The sequence below is a fragment of the Aromatoleum toluclasticum ATCC 700605 genome, from assembly GCF_000378245.1.
Lineage (GTDB): Bacteria > Pseudomonadota > Gammaproteobacteria > Burkholderiales > Rhodocyclaceae > Aromatoleum > Aromatoleum toluclasticum.
The window spans coordinates 637,020-654,221 of record NZ_KB899491.1 but is presented as its reverse complement, the minus strand read 5'-3'; the positions used below and the strand labels follow the sequence as shown (position 1 = coordinate 654,221).

Below are 17,202 nucleotides of genomic sequence, written 5' to 3'. Positions count from 1 at the left end.
CCCACTCGCCGAGCGAGTTGCTGGTAGCACCAAACACAGCTCGCCTTGAAAGCACTTTCCAGCGTTTGGTCATTGTTCCAGTTGGCAATCTCGTATGGGGTTCCATCCCATTGAAAGATGGCGTCTGCCCCAGAAATGACTCCCTCCTCAAGCGCAATCAAGGTATTGAGTACCTTGAACGTCGAAGCGGCCGTGAAGGGTTGTTTTGAGCGAGGATCGTTATGGACGAAACGCTGTCCCGTGCTGACAGATTCGATCACGATGGTTCCGTCGATACCCGCACTGCGAAACAGTTGTTCGATTGCCGAATCTTCGGCACGCACAAAGAACGAGAGACAGAGGCTACAGGCCAGAAGAATGAGTTTTGCCATTGCGTCAGCAGGGGGTGTGCAACTGAGGATGCGAAATTGTACTGGGTTCAAATGTAACTACCATTGCCCACTTCTTGCCGGGTCGAGCCAAGGCGGTGCCCAAGTTCGCCGCCGGAAACCGGCCATCCACGTGCAGTCGAGTGACGAAGATTCCGAGCCGACCACGAACGGCCGGTTGTGGCCGTAGCCGGCCACCGGCTCGCCGCAAGCCGCAAACCGCAAACGGAACGAAGCAGGAACTCTCCGCTCACCCCGCTACACTCAACCCTTGTCGATTTCGAAGCCGGACGCCCCACCACGATGTTTGCCAACCTGAAGGACCTGTTCAACGCACTCACCGATGCGCCCGCCGCCGCGGCGAAGGCCGGTGGCCCCGATCACGCGCTACAGCTTGCGACAGCGGTACTCCTCGTCGAGGTGATGAGGTCGGATGCGGACTACTCGCCGGCCGAGCGCACGACCGTCGTGCAGGCCCTGCGCGACAAGTTCAAGCTGGGTGACGACGAGATCGCGCGGCTGATGGAGCTTGCCGACGCCACGTCGCGCGATGCGCCCGACCTGTACAGTTTCACGTCGCGGCTCAACAAGGGCTTCAGCATCGAGCAGAAGCTGCGCATGGTCGAGTACCTTTGGCAGGTGGCCTACGCGGATGGCACCTTGAGCCATCACGAGAACCACCTCATGCGCAAGCTCGGCGACCTGCTCTACATTCCCCGCGGCGATTTCGTCGCAGCCAAGCAGCGTGGCCGGGCTGCGGCCGGCGTGGCCGAACCGGAGTCCCCGGCGGAATAGTCTCGTCGCCTGCCGCGCGCGGCGCTCATTGATGACGCTGGCGCGCGAGCGCGTCGCGATCCTGCGCCGACAGCCGCAACCCCAGCGGCGCCAGGCGGCGCAATGCATCGTCGATCTCCCACGGCGCTGCGACCATGCGCTTGTGCCCGTTGCGGAACTCCACGTGCAGCCAATAGGCATCGACGTCCGACGCGTGCCGCAGATAAAGCCGAGCCACGTCCTGCGGCCGGCTCTCCAGCCACGCGAGCCCTTCCTGCTTGCGCGTGCGCCCGAGGAAGCAGGCGGCGGACACGAAGGTCAGCACGGCAGCGGTAACGCCAAGGAGTTCGGACATCGTGGGCCTCCAATTCTGAACGACGAAAATCGAAGTGGAGGATACCGCGCACTCGCGTTATTAGAACCCCTTAATCTTATTGCCAATAGCTATATAACGACATCAGGACGAGACCACGCCCGGGCCGGCGGAATCAGCTTCTCGAATTCCTCGACGGCCAGCGGGCGATGGAACAGGTAGCCCTGGCCCATCTCGCAGTGCCGCTCCTTCAGGAAGGCGAGCTGCGACTCGGTCTCGATGCCTTCGGCGAGCACTTCGATCCCGAGCGCGTGGGCCATCTCGACGATCGCCACGATGATCGAGCGCTTGCCCGCCTCGCCCGCGATGCCCTGCACGAAGCTCTGGTCGACCTTGAGCTCATGCACCGGCAGGCGGGTGAGGTAGGACAAGGACGAGTAGCCGGTCCCGAAATCGTCGATGCTCACCGCGATGCCCTGCCGGGCGAGCCGCTCGAACATCCGCGCCGTGCCGTCGATGTCCTCGAGCAGCGTCCCTTCCGTCAGCTCGAGGCAGATCGCGCCGGCCGGCACGCCCTGCTGTTCGAGCCGGCGGCACAGCTGCTCGACGAAACCCGGCTCGCGTAGCTGCTGCGCGGCGATGTTGATCGAAATGCGCGGCGGCTCCAGCCCACGCATCCGCCACAGCGCGATCTGCGCCAGCACCTTGGCCATCACGATGTCGTTGATCGACACGATCAGGCCGGCCTCTTCCGCCGCCGGAATGAAACGCGACGGCGGCACGTCGCCCAGCTCGGGATCGTGCCAGCGCACCAGCGCCTCGGCGCCGACGAGACGACCGGCCTCGAGGCGGTATTGCGGTTGATAGACGATGCGGAAGCGGTCGCCTTCGATCGCGGCCCGCAAGCCCGTGCCAAGGCTCATGCGGGCGCGCGCCTGATCCTGCATGCCGGCAGCGAAGAAGCGGCAACGATTGCGACCGAGCGCCTTCGCCTCGTGCAGTGCGGTGTCTGCATTCTTCATCAGCACCGACGCGGTGTCGCCGTCGGCCGGGAACACGGCAATGCCGATCGAGGCCGCCGCGAACACGTCCTGCCCCTCGATGCAGAACGACGCGCCCAGATAGTCCAGCGTGCGCGCGACCAGTCCGCCCAAGGCCTCCACACCCTGCCCTTTCAAGACCGCCGCAAACTCGTCGCCGCCGATCCGGGCAAGCGTGTGCGCATCGGCCAGGCAGCGTCGCAGACGGTCGGCCACCTGTTCGAGCAGCAGGTCGCCGAAGTCGTGGCCGAGGGTGTCGTTGATGTCCTTGAAGTTGTCGAGGTCGATCAGCAGCACCGCCACGCCCTCCGCCGGATTGAGGTCCTGCGCGAGCGAGTCGGCGAGCCGCTGCGCGAGCAGCCTGCGGTTCGCCAGGCCCGTGAGGCCGTCGTGCGTCGCCAGGAAAGCGAGCCGGCGCTGCAGGACCTCGACGGCGTCGCCCATCCGTCCGCCGCTCCCGGACACCGGACGCACTGCCGGCGCCCCCGGCACGACGGTCCTTGCCGACGGCGAGGACGCCCGGACGCCGGCATCGACTTCACCGCCGACCGGCGCGCGCATCGGCGGCTCGGGCAGGGAGACGACATAACCCAGCAGGCGCCGCCCGCGGAACACCGGCTCGAGCCGGTCGGCGAGCAGCCGCGCCGGCAGGAAGCGGTCGGCCTCGGGCTCCGGCACCGCACGCCCGGCGACGGGGATGCGGGTCTCGGCGCTCAGCACGACGCCCTCCGCGGCGAGCACCGGCGCCGCACGCGCGTTGGCCTTCACGAGCCGACCGCGCGCATCGAAGAGCACCACGCCGCTTGCCGCCCCGAGCGCCGCGACACTCGCCTCGAGCAGCTGGAAACGCTCCTCGAGCGCGATCTGCGCGAGCCGGTTCTCGATGCTGTTGGCCGTCGTGACGACGAGCGGCAGCGAGTGCGACGAATAGTCCCGGCTCATCCCCGAGATGTCGAGCGCGCCGACGACCGAGCCGTCGACCGGATCGCGGATCACGGACGCGGAACACGTCCAGCGCTGGATCGGCTCGCAGAAGTGCTCGGCGCCATGAACCTGAATCGGTTGCGCAAGCGCGAGCGCAGTGCCGATCGCGTTCGTGCCGATGCCCGATTCGCTCCAGCTCTTCCCCGGCGTCATGCCGAATTCGCCGATCGCCGTGCGCAGGCGCGGATCGCCCTCCACGTCGAGGACAACGCCCATGGGGTCGGTGAGGACCATCACCGTGCCCGTCTGCGCGAGCTGATCGCGCGACTGCATCAGGAAGGGGGCACTTGCCGCGATCAGCCGCTCGTTGGCGGAGCGCAGCGTGTCGAGATCATCGTGCTCGACGCGCGCCGGCGCCTCGCCGCACGCCGGATCGACCCGCCCCAGCAGACAGCGCCGCCACGACTCGCCGATGACGTCCCGCAGCACCCCGTTCGCGGCATGATGCGCTCCGACCAGCAAGTCGTGCCAGGCGGTCTTCACCTGCGGATTGTTCTCCGGCCGGGATAGTCCAGTCCCTCGCACGCACGTCTCCCAATGACTCGCGAGCTCGGCGGCCCGCTTCACACCCTCGCTCTCGGTTTAGCACCGGCCATGCCGGCACGAAACCCTGTTGCAAGCCGGGAGCAATTACGGAGCCGGGCGCGACTGGCTAGGAGACTGCCGCGATCGCGGGCAGCGCCGACATCACCAGATAGGCACCGATCGCCATCAGCAGCATGAACACGAGGCGGCGCATCGTGCGCGCCGCGAGCGGCGGCGGGTACCGGCGCCCGACGATCGTCATGAGGGCCACCACCGGCAAGGCGAGCGCGAACACGACCCAGATCTCCGCATCGAGCCGGCCCTGCACGCCGAGGTAGACCGAGCGCGTCGCGGACGTGACCGAAAAGAGCAGCAGGAGAATGTTGCGCACCGCCACCGCATTCATCGGCTGGCGATAGAACTGGAAGATCAGCGGCGGCCCCGCGACGCCGAAGAGCCCGCCGCTCAGCCCGGAGAAGAAGCCGCTGGCGACGAAGCTGAAGTCCGACGAGCGCTCGTCGAGTTGCACCGGGCGCAAGGCGAAGCCGATGCTGCCCTGCACGATGACGATGCCGAGAAGAAGCTGCAGGATGCCGGCCGCCGTGGTGCTCAGGAAATCGAGCAGCACCACGCCGGCAACGATCGCGGGCAGGATGCCCAGGGTAGCCGCCCGTGCCGCGCGCCAGTCGATGCCGTGCATGCGCCCGGGCAGCGCGACGACGCTGTTCGCGAGCGACACCAGGCTCACGACCGCCGCGACCGTCGCGACCGAGGCGAGCTGCATGCCGCTGGTGGCCCCCATCACGATCATGCCGAGGCCGAAGCCCGTGATCGTCTGGAAATAGGTGGCCACCGCGACGATCAACAGCAGCGCAATCAGCGTCCCGCCGTCCATCTCACACCGCTGCCGCCGTCTCGCGCCGCCGCGCTGCGTCCGACGCGTGAGCCTGCACGACCGTCACCGCGATCACGTAGAAGATGTCCTCGGCGCTGCAGCCACGCGACAGGTCATTGGCCGGCTTGTCCAGCCCCTGCAGCAGCGGCCCGATCGCGACCGCGCCGCCGACCCGCTCCGCCAGCTTGTAGCCGATGTTGCCCGCTTCGAGGTTGGGGAACACCAACACGTTCGCCCGCCCCTTCACCTGCGAGCCCGGCAGCTTGCGGTTCGCGATCTCCGCGACGATTGCCGCATCGAGCTGCACGTCACCGTCGATCGCGAGCTCCGGTCGCATCTCGCGCACGCGCTGCGCGGCGGCCACCACCTTGTCCACGGCCGCGTGCTTCGCGCTGCCGCTGGTCGAGAAGGACAGCATCGCGACGCGGGGCTCTTCCATCAGCAAGCTGCGCGCGCTGTCGGCCGCAGCCAGCGCGATCTCCGACAGCTCCTCGGCATCCGGGTCGACGACGAGCCCGCAGTCCGAGAAGATCAGGCCGCCCTTCAGGCTGTGGAAGGGTTCGCACAGCATCATCAGGAAGAAGCTCGACACGAGCTTGAACGCCTTGTTCGGGCCGATGATCTGGATCGCGGTGCGCACCACGTCGGCGGTCGTGCGTACGGCGCCCGATACCGTTCCGTCGGCGTGACCGAGGCGCACCATCAGGTTCGCGAAACACAGCGGGTCGAGCACGTCGCGCTGCGCCTGCTCCAGCGTCATGCCCTTGTGTGCGCGCAGGCGCAGCAGCACCCGCACGAAACCCTCGGTGAGATGCGAACGCGCCGGATCGACCAGCTCGATGCCCGCCAGATCCAGCCCCTCACGGAAGGCACAAGCCTCTATCGCGGCGCAGCTGCCGACGAGGACGATCTTCGCCGTACCTTCGCGGGTCGCGCGCACCGCGGCCTGCAGCACGCGGGGGTCGTCGCCCTCGCTGAGAACGATCCGTCGGGGCTCCGCGCGTGCAGTCTCGATGATGCGGTTGATCGCTTTCATTCCATTCACCAAAAAAATGCCGGAACCGCAGGGGTTGGGAGAAGACTCGGTTCCGGCCAGGTAGCGGCCCCGTCCGGGTATGCGGGGCCGTGGAGGAAAATACCAAGGATGGAGCACCGTCGGACAAGCGACGCAGGTCACGCGCCCGCCGACGTCGCCAACCGCATGCCGGTCTGGCACGAGGGCGGCAACACGCATCAACAACTTCAATTACGAAAATTTCGATACGTTTAGTTCCGTTATTCGAAACTAAGTCGAACTCTAGATACAAAGCCGAGGGCAGTCAACTAACATTCTTATAAACCGGTACGTGGTGTATTATTTATCGAAACTCATCCCCGCGAGATCATCATGAAGATCACCCGCAGCTCCGGCCCGGAGCCCGCCCGCATCGATGGCGACACCCCGACCATGCGGCTTTTCAGCCTGCTGGAAGTCATCGCGGCCAAGGATCAGACCTTCTCGCTGCAGAGCCTCGTCGAGGAGACGGGACTGCCCAAACCCACGCTGCACCGCATGCTGCAACAGCTTGAATCCGAGGGCCTGCTGCATCGCGAAGGCGATGGCCGGCACTACAGCACCGGCGTGCGCCTGCGCCGCCTCGCGGAGAACCTGCTCCTCAACAGCACCACCCACGGCGCGCGCCATGTCGTGCTGCGCCAGCTGGTCGAAGAGGTCGGCGAGAGTTGCAACATCACGGCCTTCTCGGGCAGCGAAGTGATGTACCTCGACCGGCTCGAATCGACGGCACCGCTGCGTTTTTACCTGCATCCGGGTTCGCGCGTGCCGGCCCACAGCTCGGCCACCGGCAAGCTGTTCCTCGCCCAGATGACGCCCGCCCAGCGCCGGCGCCTGCTCGCCTTCGCGCCCCTGGAAAAGTTCACGCCGAACACGATCACCGACCTGGATGCGCTCGAACGCGAGATCGACGAGGTCAAGCACAACGGTTACGCGCTCGACAACGAGGAATTCCTGCCCGGCCTGCTATGCATAGGCGTACTTGTTCCGACGCAACGCAAGCAGTCCAACATGGGCCTCGCGATCCAGGCGCCGATCATGCGGCTCACGCGCGAAAAGGCCTTGCAGTTCCTGCCAGCCCTGCAGCGCGCGGCGACGGCGCTCGCCAGCATCGAAGGAAACGGGTCGGACGCACACGAGGCCGACGCCTGAGGCCTTCCCGCTGCGCCGTCACGACGCGCCGGTCCGCAGCCCAGCGCTTTCGAGCCCCCTACCGGAGCGCCCCGGACAGTCAGGATCGCGCAGAAGGATGCCGTCCCGCCCGCGCAGCCCGCCGGCCCCACACCAGCATGTATTGGGCGCCGGACCACACGATGGTGACGAAGGTCGCCAGCGTCAGCACGACGAGCCAGGCCCCGCCATCCACGAGCTCGGCGCCGATGGCGAGGATGCTCGCAAGCAGCAGGAATTCGAGCGCGGTGTTGAGCTTCGACACCACGCTCGGAGCCATCTCCACCGTGCCGATCAGATAGTGGTATGCCAGCGCACCGCCGACGATCACGAGGTCCCGCGTCACGACGGCGGCGGCGAGCCACCACGGCAGCCGCCCGTCGAAGGCCAGCAGCAGGGTCACCGTGAGCATCGTCAGCTTGTCGGCGACCGGATCGGCGATCGCGCCGAAGCGCGTGCGCAGGTTCCAGCGGCGCGCGATCACGCCGTCGGCAAGGTCCGACAGGGCCGAGACGACAAACAGTACCAGCGCGAATCCGAACTCCCCCTGGCGCAGCAGCACGGCAAGCGGCGGAATCAGCGCGACACGCAGCAGCGTGATGGTGTTGGGAACGTTGGGCATCGGGCCGGACCATCGTGGGCTTTGTCGCCCACATTATGCATGGCCGGCCGGCGCGCCCCGCCGACCCGGCGGCGCGCTTCCCGGTACTAACGCACGAAACGCCTGCTTTCGCGCACCACCGCGTCGAGCAACTCCTTCTTGTCGGCCAGCACCTGCTTGCCTTCGTCGCGCCCGACCGGATGATCCTGCGCGTCGAACACGCTGTAGCGGAAGAAGGAGCTGCGCGTGTAGGGGAAGGAGATCTTGTGCTCGCCGTCGGCGATGCCCATGAAGTCGTACTCGCCCAGCACGAGGTTTTCCGCGGTGTGATCGAGCGTATCCGCCGAGCTGTAGCTGCGCGACGGCGCGGTGACGCCGAGGTACTCGAGGAGCGTCGGGGAGATCTGCAGGTGCGAGGTGCGATGCGTGACGACCTGCGGTTGCTGGCCGGGCATGCGGATCACCAGCGGCACGCGGATCTGCTCCTCCGGGAAGGTGTTGCCGTGACCGTGGCCCCAGTGACCCTTTTCCAGGAACTCCTCGCCGTGGTCGCCTGTGAACAGGATCACCGTGTTGTCGAGCTCGCCCTGCGCCCGCAGGTGGTCGAGCAGACGTCCGATCTGCGCGTCGACGTGATGGGCGGCGTTGATGTAGCGCGCGTGGATGCCGTCGATGTTGTCGCGCAGGTTGAGCTTCAGGTAGTCGAGCTCGCGCAGGTAGTCCTGGCGCAGCGCGGTCTCCTCCGGGAAGGTGTAGGGCGCATGGGTCGACTCGAAGAACATGAAGCCGTAGAAAGGCTTGCCCGCGTTGCGGCGGTCGAACTTGCCGATCAGGTCGTCGATGTTCTGCACGTCGCGCCGCCACGGTTCGCCCTGCTTCAGCTCCTGCAGGTTGGCCTCGGGCACGCCCGTGAACAGGGTGTGGCGCAGTTCCGGATAGTCGAAACTCTGGCTCGTGTGGATCGCGAGCTGGTAGTCGTGGTCACGCAGGAAGTTCATCAGCGCCGGTGCGACGCGCTGCTGCTCGAAGCTGTACCAGTACGGCGCGTACAGGCCGTAGAACATCGAGAACAGGCCCATGCGCGTGCGGTTGCCGCCGCTGTAGTGCTGCTCGTAACGCGAGCCTTCCTGCGAGAGCTTCCACAGGTTCGGCGTGATCTCCGGGCTCAGCAGATCCCAGCGGAAGGATTCGCCGACCAGCATGATGAGATTGGGCCGCTTCGCGACCTCCTTCGCGGGCAGGTCATGGCCCGGATACTCAACCTTGCCGCCCGCGAGGCGCAACTCCTTCACGGCGGCCTGCTCGATGCCCATGCGCTTGAACACCTGGCGCGCCCCGGTGTGCAGGTGGAAGGGGATCGCCTCGGCCGCCTGCAGGTAGTCCTCCTTGCCGACGTGTTCGCTGTACGCATACACCACCTCTTCCACCGTGAGCAGCGAAAACAGCACCAGCACGGCCGCGACGAGCGTACGCGGCGACGGCGCCCAGCCGTGCGTCACGTGGCGGTACAGCAGTGCAAGCGCAGCCCCGCACGCGATCGGGAAGATCGACACCTGCATCGCCAGCGAACGCGTCGTCGCCTCGGTCGCACCCAGCGCCTCGATGCCGCCCGACGTCGTGAGCAGGTTCCACACGAAGGCGTTGAAATGGAACTGGTACAGGTCGTACAAGCGGTAGTCCGCGAAGATCGCCAGCAGCACGGCGCTGCCGCCGAGGAAGGCCACCGCGTAGGGCACGCGCACCCGCCATCCGGGAACGCTGCGCAACAGCCGGCCCAGCGCGGAGCTGAGAATCCACAACGGCGCAACATACAAGGCCGCGTAGCCCGCCGTCGCCGCAACGAGGAACAGGCGCGCGCCGGACGTCGCAACCTCGGCGTTCGGCCAGAAGAGCCCGATCATCGCGAATACCGCGACGTAGAGCAGCGCGTAGTAGCGTCTCAGCACGAGCTGGGTCTGGGTGAAAGGCATGGGCGGCTTCCCGTTGCGTGGATAGGACGGTTCTACAATCGCAACAGAATGACGCCGAGGCCGTCAAACACCCGTCGAACACATGTCAAGACACCGTGAAACTCGCCGGCCGCGGGACGCGCGCTATCCCGCCCGGGTCGCCAGCAATGTCAGAGCATGCAGGACCAGGCCGATGGCCCCGCCGACCAGCGTGCCGTTCAGGCGGATGAACTGCAGGTCGCGCCCCACGCTCAGTTCCAGCTCGCGCACCAGGTCCTCGTCCTTCCACCCGCGGATCGTCGACTCGATATGGTCCGCCAGCCCGTCGCGGAAATCGTCGGCGAGCGCGACGACCGCCGACTGCAGGTGATCGTCGAGCGAATCGTGCAGTGCCGGATTGGCGGCGAGCGCCGCCCCGAAGGCCACCGCGGCGCTGCGCAGCCGGGTGGCGAGCAGCGAGTCGGCACGCTGCAGGTCACTGCGCAGCCAGCGCTTCATGTCGTCCCACAAGCCGTTCAGGTACTCCGCCATCGCCGGGTGCGCGAGCATGTCGCGCTTGGCGGCCTCGATGCGCGCGGCCAGGTCAGCGTCCGTCTTCAGGCGTTCGATGAATTCCACGACGGATTCGTCGAACGCCTGCCGGCGCGGATGCTGCGGGTCGTCGCCGATGTCGTGCAGCCAGCCGTTGATGCCACGCACCAGGCTCGCCGCGATGCGACGCGAGAACTCCTCGGTATCGGTCACGAGCCCCACCGCCCGCAGCACCTTCGGATACTCCTTGCCGGCCACCTCGACGATCATCGCCGCGAACGCCGCCTGCACGTCCGGGTCGTCCAGCCATCGCGCCAGGCGAGCGAGCGCGGCATCCAGCACCTCCTGATGGCGATCGTCGGCCGTCATTGCGTCGAGGATCCTGCCCGACACCGCGGACAGATCGACGTCCTTCAGCCGCGCGCGGATCGCCGCGGCGAGGAAGCGGCGCACGCGCGCATCGTCGATGAAATCGAGCCAGCCGGCGAGCGCCGACCCCAGCTTGCCGGCAATCATCGCCGCGTTGTCCGGCTGCTGCAGCCATACCGCCATGCGGCCGGCCGGATCGAAGGCGCGCATCTTGCGCACGATGGTGTCCGTGGCGAGGAACTTGTCGCGGATGAAGGCCGCCAGGTTGCCGGCGATGCGATCCTTGTTCGCCGGAATGATCGCCGTATGCGGAATCGGCAGGCCCAGCGGATGGCGGAACAGCGCGACGACGGCGAACCAGTCGGCCAGCGCGCCGATCATCGCCGCCTCGGCGAAGGCCGCGACCCAGCCCCAGATGCCCGCGCCGTGCTGCAGGCGCGCGAGCACGAACAGCAGCGTCACCGTCGCGAGCAGCGCGAGCGCCACGCGCTTCATCTTCGCCAGCTCGCGGGCCTTGACCGCGGCCCCGTTCATTCGCGCCCCTCGGGTCCGACCCCGGTACACACTTTCACAGTCCTGGAAAGCAGACCTGCCATACTCCCGCGCTCCATGCCGCCGCACCATGCATTCAGCTTACACGCGCACGCACCGAACCGGGCAGCAACCGGTTTTCGCGGCACCGGGACGGATCGCTCGGCGCGCCTTCCTTACGTCGCACGCCGGATGCCATTCGTCGGCGACAAAGTTGTAACAGGAGTCCCGTCGCGATACATAGCGAAGGCTGCAGACCGCGCTTCACATGCATTTCAGGCCTGCGGCAGCGACACCGGAGGGGACACCATGCGGTCGCCGGGAACTTGAAACATTTGCTTGCATTCTCAACTAGCCCCTCTCCGATTGAGGATTACACTAGCACTTGCAAATACGCGGGAATTTTTACCACACGCCTACATCGGCCGAATGGGACCGGCGATCCACGCCACCCGCACAAACAAACAAACAAACGGCCACCACCGGTGAGCGCCCGCAAAGACCAATCGGCATCACCTTTCGAACAACCCTGTAGAACCTTGTTGGGAGACTGCACATGGCAACGATCACCACTACCCTGACCCATGACCAGGTTGAAGATCTGGTCGGCGACATCAGCGCCACTACCGTCCTGTCGTCCTCGACGACGTCGATCACGCTCGGCCTGACCTATCAGGGCGATGACCTGCCGCATGCGAGCACCCTCGTCATCACCGGCACCTTCCCGACCAGCGACTTCACCAGCGGCACCATCACCAGCCTCGACTTCCGCGATGCGGGCGATGCTTCGCTGCTTCTGGTCGCGGATGTGTCTCTGACGACGACCGATTTCAACGCAATGATTGCCGACACGGAGCTGTTCGAGGACTTCATGGACCACCTGGTCCCCGGCCTTGAATTCGAAGACCACGGCGGCCAGCACGATGACGACACCTTCAACGGCACCGGCGGCGACGACACCGTCCACTATGACGATTCCTCGAAGAGGGTGACGGTCGACCTCACGTCCGGCACGTCCCGCGGCCAGGGCAATGACACGCTCGTCAGCATCGAGAACGTCGTCGGCTCCCGCGGCAGCGACAACATCACCGGCAGTGACGTCAACAACGAACTCGACGGCAACGACGGCAACGACAAGATCTTCGGCCTGGGCGGTGACGACGACATTCTCGGCGGCAAGGGCAATGACCACCTCGACGGCGGCACCGGTGACGACGTCATCAGCGGCGGCGACGGTAACGACAAGCTCTTCGGCCGTGAAGGCTTCGACGACCTGATCGGCGGCAAAGGCAATGACCACCTCGACGGCGGCGCCGATGACGACTTCCTCGACGGCGGCGACGGCAACGACAAGCTCACCGGCGGCGACGGCAACGACGAGATCCACGGCGGCAACGGCAACGACAACATCATCGCCGGCAATGGCGCCAACGACATCTTCGCCGATGCCGGCAACGACAAGATCACCGCCGGTGACGGCGACGACGTCATCGACGGCGGCGCGGGCAACGACGTCATCATGGCCGGTGGCGGCAACGACACCATCTTCGGCGGCGACGGCAAGGACAACATCAAGGCCGGCGACGGCAATGACATCATCGATGGCGGCAACGGCGCCGACAACATGGCCGGCGGCGCGGGCGACGACACCTATGTCGTGTCCGAAGCCAAGGACAAGGTCGTCGAGCAGGCCAACGGCGGCAACGACACCGTCATTTCGTCATCCGACTTCAGCCTCGCCAAGTTGGTCAACGTCGAGAACATCACGCTGACCGGGTCGGCCAACAGCGCCGCCACGGGCAACGCCGGCGACAACGTCCTGAACGGTAACGAGGGCGCCAACGTCCTGACCGGCGGCGCGGGGGCAGACACCTTCGTGTTCGACAATCTCGGCGGCGTGGACACCATCACCGACTTCGTCCATGGCACCGACACCATCGCGTTCGACAACAGCGTGTTCACCGCCCTGACGACGGATGGCGACCTCGCGGCCGGCAACTTCGTGAGCGGCGCCGGTGCCGTCGCCCTCGATGCCGACGACTTCCTCGTCTTCGACACCACCAGCGGCGCGCTGTACTACGACGCGGACGGCAACGCCGCCGGCGCAGCGGTGCTCATCGCCAACGTCAACGTCGGCTCGGGCCTCGCATTCGACGACGTCACCGTGATCTAAGTCGCGACAGGCACACTCCGGGGCAAGCCCTCCCGCCACATCCGGCGGAGCGCTTGCCCCGTTTCCGTTCACGGCAGGGCTATCCTCAAGCCCCGCGCTCCTCGCCCGCGGTTTCCGCCGCTCCCGCAGCCCGGCGCAGCGACAGCACGATCGCGCCCCCGATGATCATCGCCACGACGACGAGCGACACCAGTGCCGGAATCTTGATCACGTCGATCAGCAGCATCTTGGTGCCGATGAACACCAGCACCAGCGCGAGGCCGTACTTCAACAGCGAGAAGCGGTCCGCCATGCCCGCCAGCAGGAAGTACATCGCCCGCAGGCCGAGGATCGCGAAGATGTTCGACGTCAGCACGATGAAGGGGTCGGTGGTGATCGCGAAGATCGCGGGAATCGAATCGACGGCGAAGATCACGTCGGAGATCTCCACCAGCACCAGCGCGAGGAAGAGCGGCGTCGCATAACGCACGATCCGCCCGCCTTCGCGGCGCATGACGAAGAAACGCTCGCCCTCGAGGTGGTCGGTGATGCGCATGTGCCCGCGCAGCCAGCGGATCAGCGGGTTGTTCGCAAGATCCGGCTGCGCCTCGGCGAACCACCACATCTTCACGCCGGTGAAGAGCAGGAAGGCACCGAACACGTAAAGAATCCAGTGGAACTTCGCTATCAGCCACACGCCGGCAAAGATCATCGCCGTGCGCAGCACGATCGCGCCGAGCACGCCGAACGCCAGCACGCGCTTCTGCAGTTCCAGCGGCACCGCGAAGAAGCCGAACAGCATCAGCCACACGAACACGTTGTCGACGGCCAGCGACTTCTCGATCAGGTAGCCGGTCAGGAACTCCAGCGCCTTCCGGTTCGCGATCTCTCGCCCCAGCGTGCCATCGAGATAGCCCCACAGACCCGCCGCAAAAGCCAGCGAGACGGCCACCCAGACAGCCGACCACGTCGCCGCTTCGCGAAAGCTCACGCGATGCTGCCGGCCGCCGCCGACGACGAACAGGTCCACCGCGAGCATCGCCAGCACGATGCCGAAGAAGCCCGCCCACATCCACCCTGTACCGATCGTTTCCATGAGTACCCTCCTTGCCGGATCCGCAAGTCCGTCCTGCCGTCGCCGCGGGCGCACAAAACAGAACGGCCCTTTGTCCAGCGAGGACGAAGGGCCGTGGATCTGACACAAGGGACCTCCGCCATCGCGGCAAAGGTCTTGCTCGCAGCCGTATGGAAACGACTGCCCGGGCGCCGGGCACCCCCTGCGCGGGGACTACCGGATTGACGACGCCGCGGCGGAGAGCTACTCCCCCTTGGGACGTAGGAAACATAGAACGCCCGGTGGCATCAGTCAAGCAGCGCCGGCATTGCGCCGTCGACAGGCAGCACGAGTTCGACGGCGAGGCCCGGGTCGGCGTTGCGCGCCGACACGCGCCCGCCGTGGGCTTCGACGATGCCCCGCACCAGCGCCAGCCCGACGCCGGCACCGTCGGCCGCGCTGCGGCTCTCGTCGAGGCGGAAGAAGCGTTCGAAGAGCTTCGGCAGCGCGGCGTCGGGCACCCCCGCGCCATGGTCGCGCACGCGCAGCGCGACATCGCCCTCGCCCGCCGCCAGTTCCAGCGCGATCGTGCCCGCCCCGTGTTTCAGCGCATTCTCGATCAGGTTCTGCAGCACCTGGAACAGCAGGTGCGGGTCGCCGCGCACCGTCACCGGAGCAAGCGTGCCGACGAGCTCCCTGCCCTCGGCCGCGGCGAGCGGTTCGTAGAGCTCGATGGCGTCGGCCACGAGCGCGGCGAGATCGACCGGCTGCCACTTCGGCCCGAGCGCGCCGGCTTCGATGCGTGCGAGGCTCAGCAGCGCCGCGAAGGTGCGCAGCAATGCGTCGGTCTGCGCGCCCAGCCCTTCGAGCCGCTCGCGCAGGATGCGGTCCGCGGCGGCGGCCTCGCGCGCCTCGTCGATTGCCCGCCGCAATGCGATCAGGGGCCGGCGCATGTCGTGCGCGATCGCGCTGGAGACGTGCCGGGACGCGTCGACGAGCCGCTCGATCTCGTCGAAGGCGCGATTGAAACGCCGCGCCAGCGCATCCAGCTCGTCGTTGCGCGCACTCAGGCTCAGGCGCTGCGCGAGGTGCCCCTCCTGGATGCGGGCCGCCTCGCGCGCCAGCGTCTCGAGCCGCCGGTGCAGGTGCTGCATGAAGAACCATCCGATCGAGGCCGCCACGACAATGATCAGCACCGCAGAGCCCCACAGGCGGGCCGTCATGCGCTCCTGGTAGGACTCCAGCGGCGAGTGGCGACCGACGAGCAGGCGGTCGCCACCGAACAGCACGAACACCTGCCCTTCGAGCGTGCCGCCGTCGGCCGTCCGGACGTGGAACCATGCCTCGTCGGCCGCCGGCACGCCGTCGGGCCAGCCGGCCAGATTGCCGACCACGACCCGGCCGTCGCGGTCGGTCAGCAGATACACCGCATCGCGGTCCGCTGCGGAATCGATCCGGCGCTGCAGGGCGTCGCGCAACGCGGTCAGCCCGCGCTCGTGGACCTGCTCGTCCAGGCCGTTGATCTCCAGCGCGATCGCAGCACGCACCTCATTGCGGATATGCCCTTCGGCCTCGCGGAAGAGGGGGTAGAAGATTGCCCCGACGATCAGCGCGATCGCGGCGGGCAGGACGATGGCAAAGCGGTGGAACGGGCTGCTGAACCAGGCGCACAGCGCGCCCCATCGGGCCTCAAGCGACATCGGCACTCAGGCGATAGCCGGCGCCTCGCACCGTATGGATGAGGGGCGACAGCCCCGGCAGATCGATCTTCGCGCGCAGGTTGGAGATATGCACGTCGATGACATTGGTCTGGGGATCGAAATGGTAATTCCACACGGCCTCGAGCAGCATCGCGCGCGTGACCACCTGCTCCGAATGACGCAGCAGGAACTCCAGCAACTGGAACTCTTTCGGCTTGAGGTCGATCTTGCGTCCCCCGCGCGTAACGCTGCGGCGCAGGAGATCCATCTCCAGGTCGGCGACGGCGAGCCGCGTGTTCGGCGTGCCTTCCCTGGACGCCGCCCCCCTTCGCGCCAGCGCTTCCAGGCGCGCGACGAGTTCGATCAGCGAGAACGGCTTCACAAGGTAATCGTCGCCGCCGGCGCGCAGGCCGGCGACCCGGTCATCGACTTCGCCCAGCGCGCTGAGGATCACGACCGGCGTCGCAACATTCGACGCGCGCAGAGTGCGCAGTACCGTGAGGCCATCCACGCGCGGCAGCATGCGATCGAGGACGAGGACGTCGTAGCTTTCGGTGGTGGCAAGAAACAGCCCGTCGCGCCCGTCGGCGGCGACGTCGACGATGTGCCCGGCTTCCTGCAGGCCCTTGCAGATGTAGGCGGCCTGCTGCGGGTCGTCTTCGACGAGGAGTATCTTCATTTGGTCCTGCGCGGTCCGGCGTCGTGGATCAGGCGGACGACCACGCCCCCATCCGGGGTGATCGCACTCGCGCGCAGTTTATTCCGGTCCGCACGCAACAGGCTATCGATCGCACATTCGCCCGCAGGAAACACGATGCGGTCGCGACCGGGAACGAGGTGGTTGTCGCGCAGGACGAGCACCAGAGGCGCCTCCTCGGCGGCCACACTGCAGGCACCCTTGAGCCGGATCACGTAAGGCTCGTCGACTCCCAGCCAGATCACGCCGACATGCGGCTCGAGCGTGCGCCAGCCGTACACGCGAGACACGCGCACCGCCCGCTGGGGGCCGGAACCGCTTGCCGCGAGCTCAGTCGAGCTGGCGGCCGGCTCGCCCGCGACCGGCTCCCATCCGGCCGAAGGGGCGCTCGCCTGAAGCGCGAGCACACCCAGCAGGGCAAGCCTCGACCAGTTGGCCGCAAGGCGCAACGGCCTTGTCGCGAGGCGGGACGGAGCCATGCGCATGCGGCCGGGC

The 17,202-nt window shown here is 66.8% G+C and carries 15 protein-coding genes; 3 read left to right on the top strand and 12 right to left on the bottom strand.

The genetic code is table 11. The annotated features are described in order from the left end of the window. Positions 1-371 (bottom strand): penicillin-binding transpeptidase domain-containing protein (locus tag F464_RS30195; RefSeq protein ID WP_269744893.1); only part of this gene is annotated, 371 nt, incomplete at its 3' end. A gap of 300 nt (positions 372-671) precedes the next feature. Here F464_RS30195 and F464_RS0103055 point away from each other — a divergent pair. Beyond that, positions 672-1,163: a tellurite resistance TerB family protein gene (locus tag F464_RS0103055; RefSeq protein WP_018988304.1), complete on the top strand. Its 492-nt coding sequence runs from the start codon at positions 672-674 to the stop codon at positions 1,161-1,163. Between the two features lie 25 nt (positions 1,164-1,188). Here the strand turns inward: F464_RS0103055 and F464_RS0103050 are convergent, their stop codons facing one another. The 4 genes from F464_RS0103050 to pta form a co-directional block, all read right to left on the bottom strand. Continuing rightward, entirely contained in the window at positions 1,189-1,497 is a 309-nt protein-coding gene (locus F464_RS0103050) for a hypothetical protein (RefSeq protein ID WP_018988303.1), read from the bottom strand. 89 nt (positions 1,498-1,586) lie between these two features. Then, entirely contained in the window at positions 1,587-3,962 is a 2,376-nt protein-coding gene (locus tag F464_RS27765; RefSeq protein WP_018988302.1) for an EAL domain-containing protein, read from the bottom strand. A gap of 169 nt (positions 3,963-4,131) precedes the next feature. Beyond that, positions 4,132-4,899 (bottom strand): TSUP family transporter, encoded by a 768-nt coding sequence (locus F464_RS0103040; RefSeq protein WP_018988301.1) that lies wholly within the window; start codon positions 4,897-4,899, stop codon positions 4,132-4,134. Position 4,900: 1 nt separating this feature from the next. Beyond that, positions 4,901-5,935 (bottom strand): phosphate acetyltransferase, encoded by a 1,035-nt coding sequence (pta, locus tag F464_RS0103035; protein WP_018988300.1) that lies wholly within the window; start codon positions 5,933-5,935, stop codon positions 4,901-4,903. 351 nt (positions 5,936-6,286) lie between these two features. Here pta and F464_RS0103030 point away from each other — a divergent pair, with 351 nt between their 5' ends. Continuing rightward, entirely contained in the window at positions 6,287-7,105 is an 819-nt protein-coding gene (locus tag F464_RS0103030; protein ID WP_018988299.1) for an IclR family transcriptional regulator, read from the top strand. 79 nt (positions 7,106-7,184) lie between these two features. Here F464_RS0103030 and F464_RS0103025 read toward each other — a convergent pair whose 3' ends face one another. The 3 genes from F464_RS0103025 to F464_RS0103015 form a co-directional block, all read right to left on the bottom strand. Beyond that, a complete protein-coding gene (locus F464_RS0103025) occupies positions 7,185-7,745 on the bottom strand; it encodes a CDP-alcohol phosphatidyltransferase family protein (protein WP_018988298.1) in 561 nt (186 codons plus the stop codon). Between the two features lie 86 nt (positions 7,746-7,831). Beyond that, entirely contained in the window at positions 7,832-9,694 is a 1,863-nt protein-coding gene (locus F464_RS0103020; RefSeq protein WP_018988297.1) for a sulfatase-like hydrolase/transferase, read from the bottom strand. Positions 9,695-9,817: 123 nt separating this feature from the next. Next, positions 9,818-11,107: a DUF445 domain-containing protein gene (locus tag F464_RS0103015; RefSeq protein WP_018988296.1), complete on the bottom strand. Its 1,290-nt coding sequence runs from the start codon at positions 11,105-11,107 to the stop codon at positions 9,818-9,820. A gap of 553 nt (positions 11,108-11,660) precedes the next feature. Here F464_RS0103015 and F464_RS0103010 point away from each other — a divergent pair. After that, complete coding sequence (locus tag F464_RS0103010; protein ID WP_018988295.1) at positions 11,661-13,277, top strand: calcium-binding protein; 1,617 nt, start codon at positions 11,661-11,663, stop codon at positions 13,275-13,277. Between the two features lie 85 nt (positions 13,278-13,362). On the opposite strand, the gene F464_RS0103005 is transcribed toward F464_RS0103010, so the two are convergent. The 4 genes from F464_RS0103005 to F464_RS0102990 form a co-directional block, all read right to left on the bottom strand. Beyond that, entirely contained in the window at positions 13,363-14,352 is a 990-nt protein-coding gene (locus tag F464_RS0103005) for a TerC family protein (protein WP_018988294.1), read from the bottom strand. Between the two features lie 266 nt (positions 14,353-14,618). Continuing rightward, positions 14,619-16,010, bottom strand: coding sequence for a sensor histidine kinase (locus F464_RS0103000; protein WP_018988293.1), 1,392 nt, complete (start codon positions 16,008-16,010; stop codon positions 14,619-14,621). Beyond that, complete coding sequence (locus F464_RS0102995) at positions 16,000-16,689, bottom strand: winged helix-turn-helix domain-containing protein (RefSeq protein ID WP_018988292.1); 690 nt, start codon at positions 16,687-16,689, stop codon at positions 16,000-16,002. The genes F464_RS0103000 and F464_RS0102995 overlap by 11 nt, the downstream gene beginning before the upstream one ends. Beyond that, positions 16,686-17,186, bottom strand: coding sequence for a DUF6491 family protein (locus F464_RS0102990; RefSeq protein ID WP_157353520.1), 501 nt, complete (start codon positions 17,184-17,186; stop codon positions 16,686-16,688). Before F464_RS0102990 ends, F464_RS0102995 begins: the two co-directional genes overlap by 4 nt. Positions 17,187-17,202 lie beyond the last annotated feature (16 nt).

What these genes read in the sequence shown, in the direction of transcription:
- F464_RS0103055 (WP_018988304.1), top strand. Translation starts at nt 672, where the DNA reads ATGTTTGCCAACCTGAAGGACCTGTTCAACGCACTCACCGATGCGCCC.
- F464_RS0103050 (WP_018988303.1), bottom strand. Translation starts at nt 1,497, where the DNA reads ATGTCCGAACTCCTTGGCGTTACCGCTGCCGTGCTGACCTTCGTGTCC.
- F464_RS0103040 (WP_018988301.1), bottom strand. Translation starts at nt 4,899, where the DNA reads ATGGACGGCGGGACGCTGATTGCGCTGCTGTTGATCGTCGCGGTGGCC.
- pta (WP_018988300.1), bottom strand. Translation starts at nt 5,935, where the DNA reads ATGAAAGCGATCAACCGCATCATCGAGACTGCACGCGCGGAGCCCCGA.
- F464_RS0103030 (WP_018988299.1), top strand. Translation starts at nt 6,287, where the DNA reads ATGAAGATCACCCGCAGCTCCGGCCCGGAGCCCGCCCGCATCGATGGC.
- F464_RS0103025 (WP_018988298.1), bottom strand. Translation starts at nt 7,745, where the DNA reads ATGCCCAACGTTCCCAACACCATCACGCTGCTGCGTGTCGCGCTGATT.
- F464_RS0103020 (WP_018988297.1), bottom strand. Translation starts at nt 9,694, where the DNA reads ATGCCTTTCACCCAGACCCAGCTCGTGCTGAGACGCTACTACGCGCTG.
- F464_RS0103015 (WP_018988296.1), bottom strand. Translation starts at nt 11,107, where the DNA reads ATGAACGGGGCCGCGGTCAAGGCCCGCGAGCTGGCGAAGATGAAGCGC.
- F464_RS0103010 (WP_018988295.1), top strand. Translation starts at nt 11,661, where the DNA reads ATGGCAACGATCACCACTACCCTGACCCATGACCAGGTTGAAGATCTG.
- F464_RS0103005 (WP_018988294.1), bottom strand. Translation starts at nt 14,352, where the DNA reads ATGGAAACGATCGGTACAGGGTGGATGTGGGCGGGCTTCTTCGGCATC.
- F464_RS0103000 (WP_018988293.1), bottom strand. Translation starts at nt 16,010, where the DNA reads ATGTCGCTTGAGGCCCGATGGGGCGCGCTGTGCGCCTGGTTCAGCAGC.
- F464_RS0102995 (WP_018988292.1), bottom strand. Translation starts at nt 16,689, where the DNA reads ATGAAGATACTCCTCGTCGAAGACGACCCGCAGCAGGCCGCCTACATC.
- F464_RS0102990 (WP_157353520.1), bottom strand. Translation starts at nt 17,186, where the DNA reads ATGGCTCCGTCCCGCCTCGCGACAAGGCCGTTGCGCCTTGCGGCCAAC.